The 20,129-nt window shown below is 37.9% G+C and carries 14 protein-coding genes; 13 read left to right on the forward strand and 1 reads right to left on the reverse strand.

All coding sequences use genetic code 11. The features are described 5' to 3' along the window. Nucleotides 1-40: 40 nt before the first annotated feature. The 7 genes from ACIFOT_RS13310 (at nt 41) to ACIFOT_RS13340 (ending at nt 6,669) form a co-directional block, all read left to right on the forward strand. A complete protein-coding gene (locus ACIFOT_RS13310; RefSeq protein ID WP_430065182.1) occupies nt 41-1,003 on the forward strand; it encodes an alpha/beta hydrolase in 963 nt (320 codons plus the stop codon). A 355-nt stretch (nt 1,004-1,358) separates the two neighbouring features. Continuing rightward, on the forward strand, nt 1,359-1,622 hold the full coding sequence (locus ACIFOT_RS13315) for a hypothetical protein (RefSeq protein WP_430065184.1): 264 nt from the start codon (nt 1,359-1,361) through the stop codon (nt 1,620-1,622). Nucleotides 1,623-1,812: 190 nt separating this feature from the next. After that, on the forward strand, nt 1,813-2,472 hold the full coding sequence (locus ACIFOT_RS13320; RefSeq protein ID WP_430065185.1) for a hypothetical protein: 660 nt from the start codon (nt 1,813-1,815) through the stop codon (nt 2,470-2,472). Between the two features lie 168 nt (nt 2,473-2,640). Beyond that, nucleotides 2,641-2,952 carry a hypothetical protein gene (locus ACIFOT_RS13325; protein WP_430065187.1) on the forward strand — a complete coding sequence of 104 codons (312 nt, stop codon included), beginning with the start codon at nt 2,641-2,643 and terminating at the stop codon, nt 2,950-2,952. After that, entirely contained in the window at nt 2,900-4,264 is a 1,365-nt protein-coding gene (gene dnaB, locus ACIFOT_RS13330; RefSeq protein ID WP_430065189.1) for a replicative DNA helicase, read from the forward strand. Before ACIFOT_RS13325 ends, dnaB begins: the two co-directional genes overlap by 53 nt. A gap of 422 nt (nt 4,265-4,686) precedes the next feature. Then, nucleotides 4,687-6,132 (forward strand): DEAD/DEAH box helicase, encoded by a 1,446-nt coding sequence (locus tag ACIFOT_RS13335; protein ID WP_430065191.1) that lies wholly within the window; start codon nt 4,687-4,689, stop codon nt 6,130-6,132. A gap of 399 nt (nt 6,133-6,531) precedes the next feature. Beyond that, nucleotides 6,532-6,669, forward strand: coding sequence for a tyrosine-type recombinase/integrase (locus ACIFOT_RS13340; RefSeq protein WP_430065192.1), 138 nt, complete (start codon nt 6,532-6,534; stop codon nt 6,667-6,669). 676 nt (nt 6,670-7,345) lie between these two features. On the opposite strand, the gene ACIFOT_RS13345 is transcribed toward ACIFOT_RS13340, so the two are convergent. Further along, on the reverse strand, nt 7,346-7,699 hold the full coding sequence (locus ACIFOT_RS13345; RefSeq protein ID WP_430065194.1) for a hypothetical protein: 354 nt from the start codon (nt 7,697-7,699) through the stop codon (nt 7,346-7,348). Nucleotides 7,700-8,524: 825 nt separating this feature from the next. Here ACIFOT_RS13345 and ACIFOT_RS13350 point away from each other — a divergent pair. The 6 genes from ACIFOT_RS13350 (at nt 8,525) to ACIFOT_RS13375 (ending at nt 20,003) form a co-directional block, all read left to right on the forward strand. Continuing rightward, a complete protein-coding gene (locus ACIFOT_RS13350) occupies nt 8,525-8,665 on the forward strand; it encodes a colicin immunity domain-containing protein (protein ID WP_430065196.1) in 141 nt (46 codons plus the stop codon). 174 nt (nt 8,666-8,839) lie between these two features. Further along, nucleotides 8,840-9,844, forward strand: a complete 1,005-nt coding sequence (locus tag ACIFOT_RS13355; RefSeq protein WP_430065198.1) for a LacI family DNA-binding transcriptional regulator — start codon at nt 8,840-8,842, stop codon at nt 9,842-9,844. A 216-nt stretch (nt 9,845-10,060) separates the two neighbouring features. Further along, nucleotides 10,061-11,470 (forward strand): hypothetical protein, encoded by a 1,410-nt coding sequence (locus ACIFOT_RS13360; RefSeq protein ID WP_430065200.1) that lies wholly within the window; start codon nt 10,061-10,063, stop codon nt 11,468-11,470. After that, a complete protein-coding gene (locus ACIFOT_RS13365) occupies nt 11,471-12,892 on the forward strand; it encodes an aldehyde dehydrogenase family protein (protein ID WP_430065202.1) in 1,422 nt (473 codons plus the stop codon). Nucleotides 12,893-12,905: 13 nt separating this feature from the next. After that, nucleotides 12,906-14,111: an iron-containing alcohol dehydrogenase gene (locus tag ACIFOT_RS13370; RefSeq protein WP_430065204.1), complete on the forward strand. Its 1,206-nt coding sequence runs from the start codon at nt 12,906-12,908 to the stop codon at nt 14,109-14,111. Nucleotides 14,112-15,128: 1,017 nt separating this feature from the next. Then, entirely contained in the window at nt 15,129-20,003 is a 4,875-nt protein-coding gene (locus ACIFOT_RS13375) for a S8 family serine peptidase (protein WP_430065206.1), read from the forward strand. Nucleotides 20,004-20,129 lie beyond the last annotated feature (126 nt).

The raw sequence follows: 20,129 nt of genomic DNA on the forward strand, positions 1-20,129 counted from the left end.
GTTCAAATAGAAGAAATAATGATTTAGGGGGTATTGATATATGAAAAATAGAATTGATCCTGAATTAAGAGAGGTACTTGAATTATTTCCGCCACTTGATTTAGACAATCTTGAGGCAACAAGACAGGGTATGAAGGTAATCTCGCAATCTATTGATATCCCCGTTGATGAGTCTGTTTCAATTTCTAACAGAATGGTACCGGGTTCACAGGATCATCCTGCCGTTAGGGTACGAATATATGAACCGAAGGAAAAAAATGGTGTTTCACCTGGCCTATTATGGATTCATGGGGGCGGTTATGTCCTTGGCATTCCTGAAGGGGATGATATTTTGTGCCAACGGTTTGTGACAGAAGCGAATTGTGTAGTAGTTTCCGTAGATTATCGTCTCGCTCCAGAACATCCGTACCCAGCAGGATTAGAAGATTGTTATGCAGTGCTGAAATGGTTTTCTGAACATGCATCTGAATTAGGGGTTGATTCCTCTAGGATTGGAGCAGCGGGAGCAAGTGCTGGGGGCGGATTAACCGTAGCACTTACTTTACTTGCAAGAGATCGAAAAGGTCCCGAATTATGTTTCCAAATGCCATTATATCCAATGATAGATGATCGTAATAATTCACCGTCTAGTATAGAAATAACAGGTAATATGGTATGGAATCATGATTTGAATCAAAAAGGTTGGACTATGTACTTAAATGGTGAAAATGGTACAGATCATGTATCCAAGTATGCAGCCCCAGCGCGAGCAACTGATTTATCAGGTCTGCCTTACACCTATACATGTGTAGGACAATTAGATCCATTTCGTGATGAAACACTGGATTACGTAACCCGCCTTTGTCGGGCTGGCGTTGATGTTGAATTCCATCTGTATCCGGGGTGTTATCACGGATTTGAAGGTGTCGTGCCAACCGCTGCAGTTAGTCAAAGGGCACTGACCGAATATATTGGTGCGGTTAAATATGTACTTAATCGTCATTCACTTGTAAAAAAAGGCTAATTGTTCTCGAGGATGCTTCAAGTTGGGGATTTTTGTAAATGAAGGCTTTGTTAAATAGTATTGTTGTTTTTCAGGTATAAAATATGGGAACGTCCGATTTGGACGTTCCCGTTCTTATTCCATTAAAGCCCCCTATAATGGAATAACTGTAGCTTTTTTAAAAGCTGCGTTTCCCTGCCCAAGCTCCTTGCACTTAGGAAATGGCTGGTATTTTAATATTAATTATGGTAATTAGGAATATTAATAATTTCTATAAGGGGAATTTGGTGTCCGATTTAATCCCATTGCAATTATGCCATTTGTCTGCTTTGTTAATTGTACCGGAGCGATTTTTATCAGAAACAGATATGTATCATTGATTGCCATTACGTTGTCATTGCCAGCTGGCTATAACATCATCATTAGTCATGGTGTGCCTTCATTTTATTTCTACAGTATATTACCTGAACCTGGAACTCCATTAGAAACATTTTATAACTGGGGAACAAATTATTATGTTTTAGGTCTAACCATTAACCCAATCTATAATCTCCTGGTTCTTTCGATTGCAACAGCCATTATGCTTTCAATCTACACAATTTACAACATTATTCCCAAAAATAAAGGTCTAAATAGATAAATATTTATTTTAATCCGCTAATCAATGCCATAGCGGATTTTTTTATATGCAAAGCAGTACTTTTTGCCATTACACTTCCAATAGTTCACCAGAAAGTCATAAAAAACAAATATTATTTCCCCTTACCCTAACCCTATCCCTTCCTTCTATCTATATAAAGGATGAATGAATAAATAAGAGGTGACAGGATATGTGCGGTTGGGTGAAGTTATATCGGGATGTGCTGGAGACAGAATTGTGGAAGGAGGTTGTTCCGTTTCGACTATTTTTGCTGTTGTTGATACAGGCATCCCGGGAAAATGGAAAAATGGTCTGCGGAATTCCTTTGAAAAAGGGGCAATACATCAGGGCGTATTCGAAACTAGTTGAAGACCTTGGGTACCGGGAGGGCAGAGGAGAGAAGCTGTATTCAAAAAGTACTATTAAGTGGGCTGCTGATAAACTAGTCAAAAAGGGCTTGATCGCCACAGAGGAATTAAGCATCGGAACTCTATTTACCGTGCTACGGTATGAGGACATTCAAAATGGCGGAAATATTGATTTTTTTTGCCCTCCTATTCGCGGAACGATGATGCAACAACCGGGAAACAAGCACGAAACGAATGTGCAACTAAATCAAGAACTAGAGAATAAAGAGAAGGAAAAAATTGAAGATGATCAAGAGAGTTCCCTTCGGGCGGGAGGGGAATTTGAATCGAGAAAAAATGCCATCACTGAACGGTTTATTAAACTTCGAAACCGGGGCAGGGTCTTGTCTGTAAAGGACATAAATGCATTGGAGAGAGTTGCTAAGCATCATATTCCGTTAGAGATGATTTTAGACTGGATGGATGAGACGTATTTCAATTAAATAAAAAATAACCCAAATGAAACGATTAACAGCATGGTATATTACGAAACTGCGATTTTAACACGAATACATAAAAGTAAACTGAAAAAACAAAGTAAATCTGAAACGCTGCAGGAAAGAATAAAGCGCCTAGACGTACAGGGACGACTGGGGTAAGGGGTGCTAGTGATGAATCATATTGAGGCAAATCAAATTCTAGAAAAAATTGAATCTATCTATACCCAGTTTAGAATCAATGATGAAGCGATCATTCTATGGATAAAAACCCTAAGTGGAATGGATTACAACCGGGTATTGCAAAACCTGATGACGTACATAGCAAAAAGCCCTTTCCCACCCACTATTTCAGACATTGCTGCTTTTTGTGAAAAAAGAAATCCATTTCCCGATAAGATGAAACAATGGGAGCAGGAAGGGAGAGAGCGGATTGAACGGGACAATAAATATGCAGTCAGGAAACCTTTGCCTCAATGGCTATAATGCCGATGAACAAACTGAACTACTTGAGGCAGAAAATATGGTTTTGGGAGCGGTCTTTTTAGAGCCCTCCATCATACACGAACTTATTCTGGAACCACAACATTTTTTCCAGAGAGGTATTCAGTTCATTTTTAAAGCAATGTTGGAACTTCGGCAGCAAGAGCGGATGATTGATATGATCACCATGATGGATCAACTAGGTACGGGAAAACTCCAAGCCATTGGCGGTATCAGTTACCTTTCCTGGCTGTCTGTTACATGTCCGTCAGCTGCTAATGTTGAGGAGTACCAAAGGATTGTGCTTGAACATTTTAAAAATCGAGAGCTGAAGCGGGTCGCAGCTGACTTTTTAAATAATGGAAGTATGGAGGACGCAGAACGCTTCTACCAAACCTATATCCACATGCAAGAGCTCGGCCGGGTGCATAAGGATACGAAACAGGATGTCATTATGGAGATTTACGATGAAATGTATGAAGACCATGGTGACATTCAGGGAATCGATACAGGGTATGTTTCGCTCAATCAAATGACAAGTGGATGGAACAAAGGGGATTTAATTATCCTGGCTGCCCGACCTTCAGTGGGGAAAACGGCTTTTGCTTTGAACCTGGCCATGAACTGCTGTAAAAAAGGCGGTGTTGTTGACTTGTTTTCCCTTGAAATGCCTAACAAGCAGCTCGTTAAAAGGATGTTAAGCAACTTAACCGGAATAGACGGCGCAAAATGGAGGAATTCTTACCGGCTATTTACGGAGGAGGACCGAGCAAAAGCAACGACAGCACTTGAGATTTATTACAAATGGAATTTCCAAATCGATGACCATTCCACACAAACTGTCTCCGACATTCGTGCAAGGATACAAAAGACAAGGCGGGAATTTCCGGACAGCGATTATCTTGTCGTGATCGACTACCTTCAGCTAATTTCCGTAACGGGGAAACATGACCGTCATGATCTGGCGATTGCCAGTATCACACAAGAATTGAAACGGATTGCCAAACAATATCAGGTTCCCATTATCCTACTATCCCAATTGTCTAGGGGAGTGGAGCAAAGAATTGATAAACGCCCCCGAATGTCTGACCTCCGAGACTCCGGCAGCATCGAACAGGACGCAGATGTGATTATGCTCCTTTACAGGGATGAGTACTACAATAGAGAAAATGAAGAAAACAAGATTATTGAAATTGAGATTGCTAAGCAGCGAAATGGCCCGGTTGGAACGGTTAAGATGGTGTTTGAGAGAGAAGTTGGGGTGTTTGTTGATGTTTTGGATACCAAAAAGAAAAGTCTTCATAATGAGCTTTGATAGAATTATTTATCTTAACTAGGAAACATAATTTTTGCAGGAGCGCTAAAACGAAAAAACTCGCTGCTGGCGAGTTTCTTCTTTTCCAATTGCTATGTAAATTTCAGATAAGCACCTCAAAAAGGAACCCTCTAATTCTAATTGAGAAGGTTTTCGTTACCTTATATTCGTAAATATCTATTTTGTTATATTCAATTTTTTTAGTCTTTTTTTAATATCATCTAATACATTTAACTTACCTTTAATAAACGCTTTGCTAGGGCTGTTGCTGCAGCATTATTCCAAGGTTGCAGAAAGAATTTCTATTCCAATTCCGCGGAAGTTTCAAGTATAATGAACCATATTCAGATTATGCATATGATATTTCTTTGAGAGAAATCCTATAGATAAGCGGGATAAATACAAAAAAACGAGGTTAATACATGAGTGAAACAAGATTTGAGGGTTTTAATTTAAGCGATGAAATAAGAAGATCTTTAGAAGTATTAAAATATGAAGCTCCGACAGAGGTTCAGAGTAAAGTCATTCCATTAGCATTGGCAGATCAAGATCTCGTCGTAAAATCTCAAACTGGCAGCGGTAAGACTGCGTCCTTTGGAATTCCTATTTGCGAAATGATTGAATGGGAAGAAAAATTGCCACAGGCCTTAATCCTTACACCAACCAGAGAGCTGGCTGTTCAAGTTCGTGAAGACATTACGAATATTGGAAGGTTTAAACGGATCAAAGCAATGGCCGTTTACGGAAAAGAACCTTTTACGAAACAAAAAGAAGAATTGAAACAAAAAACTCATGTAGTTGTTGGTACCCCAGGACGTGTTATGGATCATATTGAAAGAGAAACCCTGGTTTTAGATAAAATAAAGTATCTAATTATAGATGAAGCTGATGAAATGCTTAATATGGGTTTTATCGATGAAGTAGAAGCAATTATTAATCAACTCCCTTTAAATAGAGTAACAATGGTATTTTCGGCAACATTACCTAAAGATGTTGAAACCCTCTGCCATAAGTATATGGAAAATCCCATTAATGTTGAAATTGAGGCTGGCGGGATCACGACGGATACTATAGAACATCGTCTAATCGAAGTGAAGGAAGATGAAAAAAATTCACTTCTGAAAGACGTTACCGTCGTTGAAAATCCAGACAGCTGCCTTATTTTTTGCCGCACAAAAGAACATGTCGATACTGTCTATACCGAATTGGAAGAATCCAATTATTCTTGTGAAAGACTCCATGGCGGATTAGAACAACAAGATCGGTTTGCTGTAATGGATGGTTTCAAAATGGGGAATTTCCGTTATTTAGTTGCCACCGACGTAGCAGCAAGAGGAATTGATATTGATAATGTGACACTTGTTATCAACTATGATGTTCCAATGGAAAAAGAGAGTTATGTCCACCGGACAGGCCGAACTGGCCGCGCAGGAAATGAAGGAAAAGCGATTACGTTTGCGACACCTTATGAAGGAAAATTTGTTAAAAATATTGAACGGTATATTGGCTTTGAAATTCCAAAAATGGATGCACCGAAGCCCCATGAAGTTGCTAGTAAGAAGGCTGCTTTCGAAGAAAAAATAAGCGGCCGACGAGTCGTAAGAAATAATAAAACCGCAAGAATTAACCAAGATATCATGAAACTATATTTTAGCGGTGGAAAAAAGAAGAAGCTTCGAGCGGTAGATTTTGTTGGAACGATTGCGAAAATTCCTGGAGTAACTGCAGATGATATTGGAATTATTACTATCCAGGATCAAATGTCCTATGTTGATATTCTTAATGGAAAAGGCTCGCTCGTTTTACAAGCTATGGAGAATGCAACCATAAAAGGAAAGAAGTTAAAAGTTAGTAAAGCACTTAAATAATTAAACACAGCAAGGACGATATGCCACACCTAATCGTCCTTTAAGTTATTTTGGAATGTGTCCAAAATTCCATGTTGTAGGTTTGAACAATAGGACATGGAAAAGAAACTCCATTTAATCTATGACTTCGCCCCCTACTAATCAAGCGTTTGATTAGACTGACCTTTTTTTAGCCTATATCTAAAATAATTAATCCTACCCTAAAGAAATAAATACTGACTAAAAAAGTGGTTATATAACACTTTTTTAGTCAGCTTCTTTTTTTATAAATGATGGTTCCCTCAGGTCAGAAAATCTATAAATTCCCCCAAAAAACATGCTGATGACAGTTATAACATTGCCTGGCCTAGTAAGTTCCATTACATGAAGGCGATAAAGTTTTAAATTGAAGTGATAAAGGTGAGAGACCTCGGAAGGGAAGCAGGGGTTAAAAAACGTGTCAGTCCCCATACATTCCGACATACTGGAGCATTATGGTATATAAAAAATGGTGGAGCCCCATTTAGCTTACAAAAGACTTTAGGGCATAAGTCATGAGCTTGACACGTAAATACATTCAGATGAGTAATATGGATGTCCAAGGACAACACAAGAAATTTTCAGCTATAAATAATTTAGTTAAATGAATTATTTAATAAAAGGAGTAAAGCATATCAATTAAAGAAGTTGAGAACACACTGAGCCGCTGTGAAATCTTTTTATTTAGGGTAAAAAGCCACTTTTTAGCGGAAAGTCTTTTTTGTTTTACTCAAATTTTGACCATGCTAGAAATAACTGAAAAATATGGAGGTTCTATTAAATGAATAAATTCAGTGAGCGATTAACAGTAGGGGAAAAAGAAAAGCTGCTAGTAAGTTTACCCAGCCTTATTTTTTATCAACTTAGATACCGTTTCTTTAGAAGAAATCAATGCCATTGTATATGATATAAATCATGCAGCGAACCAATATTCAACAATCAATACACGATACATTTTCCATCTCTGAAGAATCATCCATTAGAACCTTAAGGTCAATGGTTGCTAATCAAAGGATAGACTAAGCTACTTGGTTGAGTTCTTGGAGAAGATGGACCACCCAGTATATAAGAAGGCATTCGTCACTGGCTACTGTGAAAGCAATTTATTCGGGTGATTCCCCTGGCGATAAAAAACATTAAAGGTTCTATTCAGCTCGCTAAGCTTTCAATGCAATGAAGATTGAACTAACTTTCATTAGTTAATCATCCATACCGAGCGTAATAACCATCCCAGAATGCCATTTACAATCAACAATAAAACTGTTAATTTGATAGTTGACTTCATTTCATCACGATTCTCGGTTTTGACTAGGGGAGTGGAACTGAAGTAATATTTCATCAAATGAAACAAGAACTTAAATAAACCAGCAATAAGAATGAGAAGGAATAATATATTTGAGATACCTATAAATAGATTTGAAACCTTTTCCTCAAGTGTGTCGTTTCCTGCAGCCATTGCAATTTTAGGAAAAAAAGCAACCATCAAAACAACAATTGACCAAAATAAATTCAATCCACCTATCCCTTTTTTAGGTAATAAATTTCTCACACTCATTCCTCCTAAACCCATAAAATTAATAATTAATACCTCTTTCTGTTGTTGAGCATTCTGATGATTGTCCTTCTATCCATTGGAATATACGATTCCGGTTGAAAATCACAGTATTCATTTATGGACAAATAATGATTTACTTAAATATATGAAGGATTAAACTCCATTAATCCTTGATGCATTTAAATTATATAACTTTAGCTGCTTTTTAAAATTTCTCTTACTAGGTCATTGGAGAAATTGTGAATGCTTGTACCTATTACTTGAGTTAAACATCGGCTGCCATTATCGGCAGTTTTTCTTCATCAAGTAACGGTCAGATTAGTTGAAGAAAGAATAAATGGAAATTTAAAGGGAAATATACCAAGAAAACCTAATCTTGAGGATGAAAGAAAAGGAATTAATAAAAATAATAATTGCTGTAATAATATTTTTATATGCAATTTATGATATTTTTCGACTTATTAGGCATAGTAGAGACCAAAAAATAGCTCTTAAAGAGAATAGGTTAAAAACATATTCGGGGAAAGTGGATAGAGAATTTAAAAGAGGAATGATTCCCCATATTATTTAAGTGTTAATTAATACTGTCTTTTTCTTTTTGGAATGACAATATTAGAAAACAAGTTTCTTAAACGGGTAGAATCACCGTAGCATTCAGAGAAAATTGTATGTTTAGATTTTTCACTTAAATTATCGGGTGCAAGAGTTAAAGATCGGGCTGTCATTTTGGCAGCATTTCTTGTTCCACGTATCAGTAAAGTTATGGAAGGAATCTCATTCGTATGGTTCTAAATATAGATATACAAAAGGGGTAAAGAAATGTTTATTTATAAATATCAAAGATTAATGGAGGATTATATCAACGGGGTAATTACTGTTGAGGATTTTGAACGCGACTATCTAAAGATATTTAGAAATGAGACTGAAAGAATGGGACAGGCAATAGGAAAAATTACATAAGAAGAGTCAGCATTAGATAATAAAGAATAATTGTATATTAAAAACTGACAAGAAAAATGCCTATAGATATTATATAATTATGTAAATGGTAAAAAACGTGGAGTTCCATGTTCATCCGTCTTCACCAATACATGGGCGGTTAATGAATCTTTATACAAAAAAGGAGGTACCGCCTTGGTATCATCGAAAGACGTCGCAAAACACGCAGGCGTATCCCAAACAACTGTTTCTCGTGTATTAAACACGCCAGAATTTGTTAAAAAACCTACCCTTGATAAAGTTATGAAAGCAATTGACGAGTTGAACTATATACCTAATGCTCATGCGCGGTCACTTGTCCAAAATAAAACAAATACAATTGCTCTTTTATCCGGACCTCTGCACAACCCGTTTTTTGTTGATACAACATCCGCGATTATAAATTATGCTAATGAAATGGGGTACCGGGTAAACGTACAGTACGTTAACGATAATAAATTGCCTGAAGCATATGCGACGGCTTTTGAAAATAAAGTGGATGGAATCATTCTATCGTGTATTTTGATAGATGATCCAATATTCGAAAAGCTTAAACAATTGGATATTCCATTCATTACATACAATCGAAAGCATAAAAAAAATGAAAACTTTGTTGAAATTGATAATTTTGAAGCGGGATATTTATCCGCAAAACACATGATTGAGCTAGGTCATAAAACCATTGCATGGGTTGGAGGACCTTTGACAGTCAGTACATTTAACAACCGTTATTCTGGATTTCTTCAAGCAATCATAGATTATAACCTACCATTTTCCGAACAATATATCTTCAACACTGATACTTCTAAACAAGAAATTTCAACTGCTTTTCATCACCTAATGAAACTGGAGCATCGTCCTACCGCCATTTGTACGGGTGCGGATGCTTTGGCATTAAATTTAATAGACGATGCCATTAGTGAAGATTTCAGAGTACCGGATGACTTAAGTATTATTGGGATTGATAACGTAGACATTAGTCAGCATGGATTGATCCAATTGACGACTGTAGGCAGTATCTCACAGCAAAATTTAGGACTCTTGGCAATCTCTGAATTAATTGAAATGATAGAAAATAAAAAAAATTATTGCATTAAAATAACTGAACCTGTTAAAATATTCAACAGAAGAACAACTAGAAAAATAGAAAATGAACAATAAGGTTTGATTTTCTATTTTGCTTCAAAATGAATACGTAACCATTTTGAATGGTTCATAACCTAAAATTCTTTCAACCTTTCACTAAGGAGGAAAGGTTGAAAGAATGAATGTAGTTTTCTCAAAAATGGTTACGTATTCATAAGCGGATATACAAAAGGGGTAGTATTTTCACAGAGATTTGAAAGGGGTTACAACCAAAAGGGGGAGAAATGATTTATGAAATGGAAAAATCGTCGTCATGGGGATGAATCACCATTCATGCCAGCGGGGCCTTTTAAGATTAGGCTGCCCTTTATTCATTACCGGTTTGAATGGCCAGATTATGTTCAAGGTCTATTAATGTGTGCGGTTGACTTGGGGGCTATTACTCTATTAGGCCAACATTTACACATGCCATTTGAGGTTGCTTTAGCGGTTGTTGTATTGAACGGGCTGTTTTATTTGCTTCACCATATATTGGGTGATCCCGTTATTCCAGGATGGATTACACCAGCGATTCCGCTTATTGTCTTGTTTGTTACTCAATTTGATGAGGGGCCAGATCGGGTTTATGCACTCGTCGCCTTTCAGTTAACATTAGGTATTTTATCCATCATTCTAGGTGTTACCGGCTTAGCAAGTAAAGTTGTCCATATGATTCCAAATGCAATTAAAACAGGAATCATACTTGGGGCTGGTATTGGAGCAGTCACTTCCGTTTTTGGAGCAGGCGGACAATTTGAAAAATTCCCGTTCACCATTTCGATTTGTATAGGATTTGCCTTTTTCCTTACTTTTTCAAAGTCATTTGAACGCATTAGAAAAAATAATAATGGATTTTTATTCACTCTATTAGGTAATCTTGGCATTCTTCCGGCAATTTTTCTCGCAGTAATTGTTGCCCCGCTATTTGGAGAAGCAAACTGGCCTGATATTCAATGGGGATTTAGTAAACCAGATTTTGCGACCCTGTTTGCGGAGTACACTGTTTTCGGATTAGGATTTCCAGCGTTCGCCTTTTTTCTAAAGGCAATCCCTGCCGTGCTGGCTACGTATCTAGTGGTATTCGGTGATGTTCTTAAAACGAAAGCATTGCTTTCTGAATCCGATGTAGTTAGAACCGATGAAAAAGTGGATTACAATCCAAACCGGGCCCATTTAATTTTTGGGGGCAGAAACACATTGATGAGTATGATTGGTCCTGATATTACCATGTGTGGTCCAATGTGGGCTGCGATGCAGGTGGTCGCCATTGAACGCTATAAAGAAGGAAAAAAAGCGATGAATTCCTTTTTTGGGGGAATTGGATCTTTCCGTTGGGGTACAAATACAGCCCTTTTATTATTGCCAATCGTCAGCTTAGTTCAGCCGATTCTAGGTGTAGCTTTAGCTTTGACATTGCTTGTCCAAGGTTATGTAAGTGTCCGGATTGGGATCATGCAGGCACGGAGCCAGCGTGATTTAGGAATAGCTGGAATTGTGGCTGCCCTCCTTGTCATCAAAGGTGCTTCATGGGCATTTGCAGTTGGAATCCTGCTTTGCTTCTTAATTTATGGTAAAGACTTCTTCAAAGGAGAAGTGGATGCTACATTCGTCAAAGATTCCTTGGATTCATCTAAAAAAGAAGAAATGAAAGAGGTAAGTTAAATGAAAAAGCAGTATTACGTAAACGGTGATTGGAAGACTGCAGAGAAATTTGCAGATCTCCACTCCCCATACTCTAAAGAAGTAATCGCTCAAATTCCACAAGCAACACGTGAGGAAGTAAACCAAGCAATTGACATCGCCTACAACACAAGAAAACAAATGGAAGAACTGACTGCCTATGAGCGTGCAGCGATTTTAGAACATATTGCACAACTATTCATTGAAAATCGACAAAAGGCCGCTGAAATTATCTCGTTAGAAGCAGCAAAACCGATGAAATTCGCATTAGGAGAAATAGATCGTACGATTGAAACCTATAAATTTGCGGCTGAAGAAGCCAAACGATTGACTGGGGAAATGATTCCAATGGATGCAGCGAAAAATGGTGCCAATCGCTTCGGTTACACGATCGAGCTGCCACTTGGAGTCATTGGGGCGATTACTCCATTTAACTTCCCGCAAAACCTGGTTGCACATAAAGTGGGGCCTGCGATTGCAGCCGGTAATACAATCGTCCTTAAGCCTGCGTCACAAACACCTCTTTCAGCCCTGTTTTTAGCTGAATTAATTGATCAAACGGCATTGCCTAAAGGTGCCTTTAACGTAATTACGGGTAGTGGCAGAACCGTGGGTGATACATTGGTTACCAGTGACAAAGTAAAAATGATCACATTCACTGGCAGTCCCTCTGTTGGTATCGGGATCCGCAACAAAGCTGGCTTGAAAAAAGTGGCTCTTGAACTGGGTTCGAATGCTGGGGTAATTATCGATAAAAATGTTGATTTGTCCAAAATCGTTCCTAAATGTGTTGCTGGAGCTTTTTCAAACCAAGGTCAGGTTTGTATCTCATTGCAACGTACCTATGTAATGGATGAATTATTTGATGAATTTATTGAACAATTTACTGCTGCAGCGAAGCAGTTAGTCATGGGCAGCCCGCTTGCAGAAACAACTGATATTTCTGCCATGATCAATCCCGATGAACAAGAAAGGGCACTTAGCTGGGTACAAGAAGCTTCCCAGAACGGTGCTGAAATCGTAACAGGCGGCGAAATTGAAAATGGAGTCTTCTTGCCAACCATCTTAACAAACGTGGACGCCACTCTAAAAGTATCTTGCCAGGAAGTTTTTGCACCGATTGTAGTTGTCAATCGTATTTCTTCTGTTGAAGAAGGGATTGCAGCCATTAATGATTCCAATTATGGCCTGCAAGCAGGAATCTTCACAAATGACATTCAAACAGCATTCAAAGCTTCAAAAGAGTTTGAAGTTGGCGGTGTCATGATCAACGATATTCCAACTTACCGTGTAGACCAAATGCCGTACGGAGGAGTAAAAGAAAGCGGCACGGGTAAAGAAGGTTTAAAATATGCAATCCATGAAATGACTGAAACAAAACTTGTCGTTTGGAATCAAAATTAAGGAGTGACCAGAATTGTCCGAAAAAATTACCTTTACACCACTTAGTTATACTGGATGGGATTCTCTTGCTCACCTTTTAGATGAAGTAAAACGCTTTGATGTGAAAAAGATTCTTGTCATAACCGACCCGTTCCTTAAAGACATTGGATTGACAAATAAAGTTGTAGATCCCCTTGAAGAAGCAGGTTATGTAACAGAAATTTATACAGATGTTGTTCCAGAGCCCCCGCTAGCTATCGGAGAAAAATTGGTGGCTTACACCCGTGAAAATCAATTCGACATGGTCATTGGAGTGGGTGGAGGAAGTGCATTGGATTTAACGAAGCTTGCAGGGGTATTGGCTTCACATGGAGGGAAGGTAGAAGACTACTTAAACTTAACAGGTTCGAAAAAGATTACGAACAAAGGTCTTCCTAAAATCCTAATTCCTACAACTTCAGGGACGGGTTCTGAGGTCACGAATATTTCCGTTTTATCCCTGGAAACGACTAAAGATGTTGTAGCGCATGACTACTTATTAGCTGATGTGGCAATTGTGGATCCTGCTTTAACCATTTCATTACCTCCAAAAGTAACAGCTGCAACAGGCGTTGATGCACTTACACATGCGGTAGAAGCTTATATTTCTAAAAATGCGAGTGTTGTATCTGATGCGTTAGCCTTGCAAGCGATCCGCCTAATCAGCAACTCGATTCGTACAGCTGTATCGAACGGTCAAGACAAACAAGCTCGTACTGATATGAGCTATGGAAGTTACCTTGCAGGTCTTGCTTTCTTCAATGCCGGGGTTGCTGGTGTTCACGCATTAGCTTACCCTCTCGGAGGCCAATTTCACATTGCACACGGTGACTCAAATGCCGTATTGCTTCCATATGTATTTGGCTATATTCGCCAAAGTTGTGAAAAACGGATGAAAGATATCTACGATGCAATGGGCTTTAGTTCTGCGAATCTTTCACAAGAGGAAGCATCATATAGATGTGTAGCCGAATTAAAACGATTAGTAGAAGATGTAAATATTCCTTCTTCTTTAAAAGGATTTAACATTGTTGAGGATGCACTTGAAAGTTTAACGAATGATGCGGTTGAGCAAAAACGTATTTTAGCTCGCAGTCCAATGCCTTTATTAAAAGAAGATATCTATACCATTTATAAAGCTGCATTTGATGGCGTAGTTGTTGAAAAATCTAGAGATAGTAAGACTGTAGTCCATAATTGAAGATACTAGGGAGCATTCGAGTAGGGTATGAAGAGGTTCCTCAAACAGCAGTGCAATTTAATTTGCACTGCTGTTTTTTTGTGCGCCCGGCATGGGTGTAGTCCCTAGGGTGAAAGTCCCGAGCCATGAAGGCGAGAGATCGCAAATCAGTCAAGCGATTCTTGAAAAAAGCCTTGGCTTTTTAGTATGTTTTCCATCGATTGTTTAGTTGTAGTATAAGATGCGATTCCTCTAGAGAATAAATACGCTTTATTCTTTTTTTTATATCTGTAGACCATAACCAGATTTTTTGGACTGGTGCATATTAGTATAGTGCTGAATATCAATAAAATAATGTTATGGTTACCATAACATTTCGTAATTTTACAAAAAATTCATAAAAATTTAAAATATTTTTAATATAAGCTGCAGCAGCCAAGAACACGAACTAAAAGCAACTTATATTAATTTTTCATTGTGGTGCTAGAACTTCAAAGCACTTGCAATGAATCTCTAAATCTTAGACATACTGATACTATTACTATAAAAAAGACTCATGATCAGTATGGGAAATGTTTTGAGTTATTTGTAGGGGGGGGCATTTTTTTTTATTGCCAAAAAATAAAGAGAAGGGGAGAGGCGATTGAAGAAACGTCAAAAATTGAAAAAGTTCATAGCGATAGGGTTGGCATCATTATTAACCATTTCAGGTTCAGCGACTTTTGCAGGTGATGCAAGTGTATAAACTGTAAAAGTAGAATCGGTAAAACCTAATGAACTGATTAGACGAGACAGCTCAGATCAAGAGACTGCGGTAGTACCGACAGAACTAAAAGAACACGACAAAGTCCGTGTTATCGTTGAGGTAGAAGGAGATCCAGCAATCTCCTATTCTATTGAAAAAAGTATAAAATATAAAGATTTATCAGAAACAAAAAAAGTAGAGTTGAAAACAGAAATAGGAAAAACGAATTCAATTATCTCAAAGGAGTGAAAAGGATTAGTTAGGTAAATTCAATCTAAATATGGAGGTACAACATGATAAAAATCTACAAAAAATGGCTTGCATTATCGATAGCTTTCATACTTACCATAAGTTCATTTGCTGTACCAGCTGGAAATTATGTTAAGGCTTATGCAAAGGACAATATTGAGACAAGCTATAACCGGGAATCTAAAGAAATAATAGAAAATAAAATAAGTCCAGAACTTAAAAAAGAATTTGCCAACAAGTCTCAAAATACCTTTCTAGTTAAATTTAAGGATCAGGTAGATACAGTCAAGGTTGCTAATGAAGCTAAGGCTAAGAATAAGCAACTATCAAATGTAAAAAAAGAGTTAGTAGTTCGTTCATCAATCGTTTCTGAATTAAGAATTAAAGCAGATTCATCACAGAGTAATTTGAAGAAGTATTTAGAAAAAGAAAAAAATAACGGAAATGTAAAGGATATTAAATCGTTTTACATAGTAAATGGTATGGCAGTTAAAGCAACAGAGGAAGTTATGAAAAACATAGCAGCTATGCCTGAGGTTGAAAGTATAAAACCTAATGGAATTACAAAGTTAATCGAGCCTGAAAAAACTACTGGAGCTGCTATTCAAGCGGTTGATAATGTAGAATGGAGTCTTAAAAAAATTGGGGCGCCTGACGTTTGGACCTTGGGAATAGATGGAACAGGGATAGTCGTTGGTAGCATAGATACAGGAGTTCAGTGGGATCACCCTGCATTAAAGACAAAATATAGAGGATATGACCCAAATAATCCATATAATCCAAATCATGAATTCAATTGGTTTGATGCAACTGAAACTCACGGTTCAGTACCCTACGATGATCTCGGTCATGGAACCCATACAGTCGGTACTATGGTTGGTTCAGAACCAAATGGAACAAATAAGATAGGTGTTGCGCCAGGAGCAAAGTGGATAGCTGCTAAGGCATTTACAGAAGATGGCGGAGCTGATGCTGATTTAATAGCAGCCGGTGAATGGATGCTTGCACCTAAGGATAGAAATGGAGTACCACATCCAGAAATGGCTCCTAATGTTATTAATAACTCATGGGGAGGCAGTCCTGGAGTAGATGATTGGTATAGAACTATTATAAGAAACTGGAGAGCAGCAAATATAGTCCCAGTATTTGCAGCAGGAAATACAACCCCTTACAATTCTGGTGGGCCAGGATCAGTTGCTAATCCTGGAAATTATCCAGAAGCCTTTACAGTAGGAGCAACTGATATAAACAACAATTTAGGCAGCTTCTCATTAAGGGGACCATCACCATATGGTGGAATAATTAAGCCAGATATTTCAGCACCTGGAGTTAATATAAGATCTTCAGTTCCAGGAAGTGAATATGAGGGTGGGTGGAATGGAACCTCGATGGCAACTCCACATACATCGGGACTTGTAGCATTACTTCTACAGGCTAATTCATCTTTAAAAGTTGACGATATTGAAAGAATAATAAAGAATACAGCAACTCCTTGTACTAACGCTCAATATCCTGAAACTCCTAACAGTGGATATGGATATGGTGTTATAAATGCATTTAAGGCAGTAACATCAGTTATACCAGGAATGTCTGAGATTAAAGGCCAAGTTTCAAAAGAAGCCGAGGATACAGAGCCACCAACATTTAACCATATACCTGTTACAGAGACATACCAAGGATTGGAACAAAAATTAAAAATAGATGTACAGGATAATGTAAAGATTGAGACAGTTGAGCTTCAATATAAAAATTCAGCAGATGAGTGGACAACAGTTGTAGCTGAAAAGAAGAGTGGGGACTACAAGTCTGGAAGCTATCAAGCTGTAATTCCAGCTGATAGAGTAGTAGTAGGATCAAATCTATCTTACAGATGGAGAATAATTGACTTTGGAAAAAACGAGGTTACAAGTGATATCTATTCAATAATTGTTAAACCTGCAATTACAATAGGATACTTTAATGATTTTGAAACGGAAATGACAGGATGGGAAGGCGATTCCCAAGTGCCGGACCAATTGAAGTGGGGAAAACCAACAACAGGACCTAAGGCAGCAGCCTCGGGAGAAAAGGTTTTAGCTACTAATCTTGAAGGAACGTATTCAGGAAATCAAGTTATGCTATCAAAAATGCCTGCTATTGTCCTGCCGGAAGGGAAGGCTTATTTACAGTTTAAAAATTGGTATGATATAGGAGAAAATGATCGTGGATTTGTTATGGTTCGACCTGACGGCGCTGAGAATTTTGATTTAGCAGCATCATATGTAGGCACTACGACAGATGGATATTCAAATGAAGAAATAGATTTAAGCCAATATGCAGGAAAGAAAATAGATATCGCATTTTTATTGTGGTCTAATGACTCAAATAATCATCAGGGATGGTTTATAGATGATGTTAAATTAACAAACAAATCTGCAGCATCAGGCAGCACATCAGCTTTAAACAACATCCCTAAAGAACTGATGAATGGATTAACAAACCTATTTGCAGCATCAGGTGGCACATCATCTTTAAGCAACAGCCCAAAAGAACAAATAATAAATTCTGTAGATACAATTGCTAATATACCATTACCAGCTACAGTATCTATTGTTGAAAATGGTCGTTCAACAAAAACAAATCCAGCAGACGGCTCGTATAGTTTTCAGGTTAAAGCAGGAGAGTATACATTAAGAGCTGAAACCTATGGATATTATGCACAGGATCAGAAGGTTCAAGTAACAGAAAACCAAGTTCTTGAAAATGCAAACTTTACAATGGTTCCAATACCTAAGGGAACATTAAAAGGTAAAATCATTAATGCCCAAACTGGAAAACCTGTGAAAGGCGCTAAAGTTTACGTAATTGAAGATGCAGCAGTAGCACCAGTTACAACTGATGCAGAGGGTAATTACTCAATAACTGCATATGAAGGTAAATATACCGTACAGGTTACAGCAGAGAACTATTTTGATGAGAAATTTACTGTAGATATTACTGGTAATGAAAATGTCTCACATGATATTCAGCTAAAACCATTTATAAATTTCTCAGGAGAGATAGGCTATGATGATGGAACAGGAGAATATTCAGTGTCTCAATGGAATGCAGGAGATGGCTATGCAGTAAGAATGTCACTTCCGGAGGGAGAGACATCAGCAATAGTAACCTCTGGATTATTTAGGTTTGATCCAAAATGGCCAGGACCAAATGCTAAAACATTTAAGGTGGCAGTTTATGATGCAAGTGGAAAGGATGGCGCACCTGGAAAAATGATAGCAGGGCCATTCAATGGTACTGATATTAAAGAGGCAGGGAAATGGTCAGTCGTTGATTTATCCGCACAACAAATAGTTGTAACAGGCGATTATTATATGGTTTTAATACAGGATAAGATGGGTCCTCAAAGTCCAGCAATTATGTTGGATAAAAATTCAATAGCAGCACAAAGATCATGGCAGTTTTTAAATGGTGAATTCACTTTAGCAAATAAAGATTTTGGTAACATGATGATTAGATCAACAGTTAAGCTAGAAGCACTATCTCCAGTTATAGTCTTATCATTGGACAACTCATATTTTAATAATGAAAACGTAACAATAAAAGGTATGGCAGCTCCAGGAATGGACGTTCATATATTTAGAAATGATGAAGATATAGCAAATGGAAAGGCAACTGCTGATGGAAGCTTCTCAATTAATGCTGTACTTCAAGAGGGAGTTAATACTCTAAAGGCGAAAACTATTACAGAAATCGGATCTACTCCTTATTCGAAGGAAATAAAGGTTATAGTAGACAAGACAGCTCCAGTTTTAGAAATTACAAGCCCACAAAATAACACAAATATAAATGATCAAGTTATAACTGTAACAGGAACAGCCAAAGATGATTATTTAGATTATGTTGATGTTAATGGAACAAGGGCAGACATAGATTCAAATGGAAATTGGACAGTAAAGCTTATGTCCAAGGAAGGGAAAAATGAAATAAATGTTGTTGCTAGAGACAAGGCAGGAAATGAAACAGTTAAGAGCGTAACTGTAAATGTAAAATATTCAATAACAGGTATTACTAATTTGAAACCAGATCAAGATTTAAAATTAAATTTTGATGATGTAGTTAAGGTTGAATTTGATTCAGAATCAGAATTAAAGAAAGCAGTATTTAGAATTATTTCACCTATAGGTAATGTAAATGAGACTAAGGCTATACAAACCACAACTGGTTCTGCCATTGAAATGCCAATGATAGAGGAGCTAGATGCAGCAGGAAAAGGTACAGGTCATTATGTTGGACAATGGTTTGTTCCAAAGGCAAAGGACATTGTATTAAACGGCGGACAGATAGAGGTTATAGTTGAGGATAATAATGGAAATGAAATGACCATGATGACTGAAGGAAGATTGTATGTTAATTCAAAAGTAGTAAATCCAGAACCACCAAAGCCGAAATCAGGCTGGGTTAAGGAAAATGGTAAATGGGTTTATTACGACACTACGACCTTCCAGAAGAAGGTTGGCTGGTATAAGGTCGGTTCGACCTGGTATTTTGCTGATAGCACGGGTGCGATGCAAACCGGTTGGGTAAAGGACGGATCGAAGTGGTATTTCATGAACAGCAGTGGTGCGATGGTGACTGGCTGGTTGAAGGTTGGCTCGGTGTGGTACTTCTTTAATGGCAACGGCGTGATGGCCACTGGCTGGATGAAAGCTGGTTCGGTGTGGTACTTCTTCGCTGATAATGGAGCCATGAAGACGGCCTGGTTGAAGAGTGGAATGAATTGGTATTACTTTAAGAGCAGCGGTGTGATGCAAGTCGGATGGTTGAAAATCGGCAATGTCTGGTACTACTTCAACAGTAACGGCGTCATGGCAACAGGCACTTTAACCATCGGCCGCATATCCTACCACTTTGATAAGAACGGGGTTTGGATTAGGTAGTCTGAGGACTGTCCAAAGATTCTTGATAACTAATATTAACTAACAAATACAGAAGTAGTGCTGGAGAAAATAACTAATTAGGAATAAAAAACGCGACAGGGGATTATGAACTGCACCCCGTCAAGT

It is taken from the genome of Neobacillus sp. NRS-1170, from assembly GCF_050468025.1.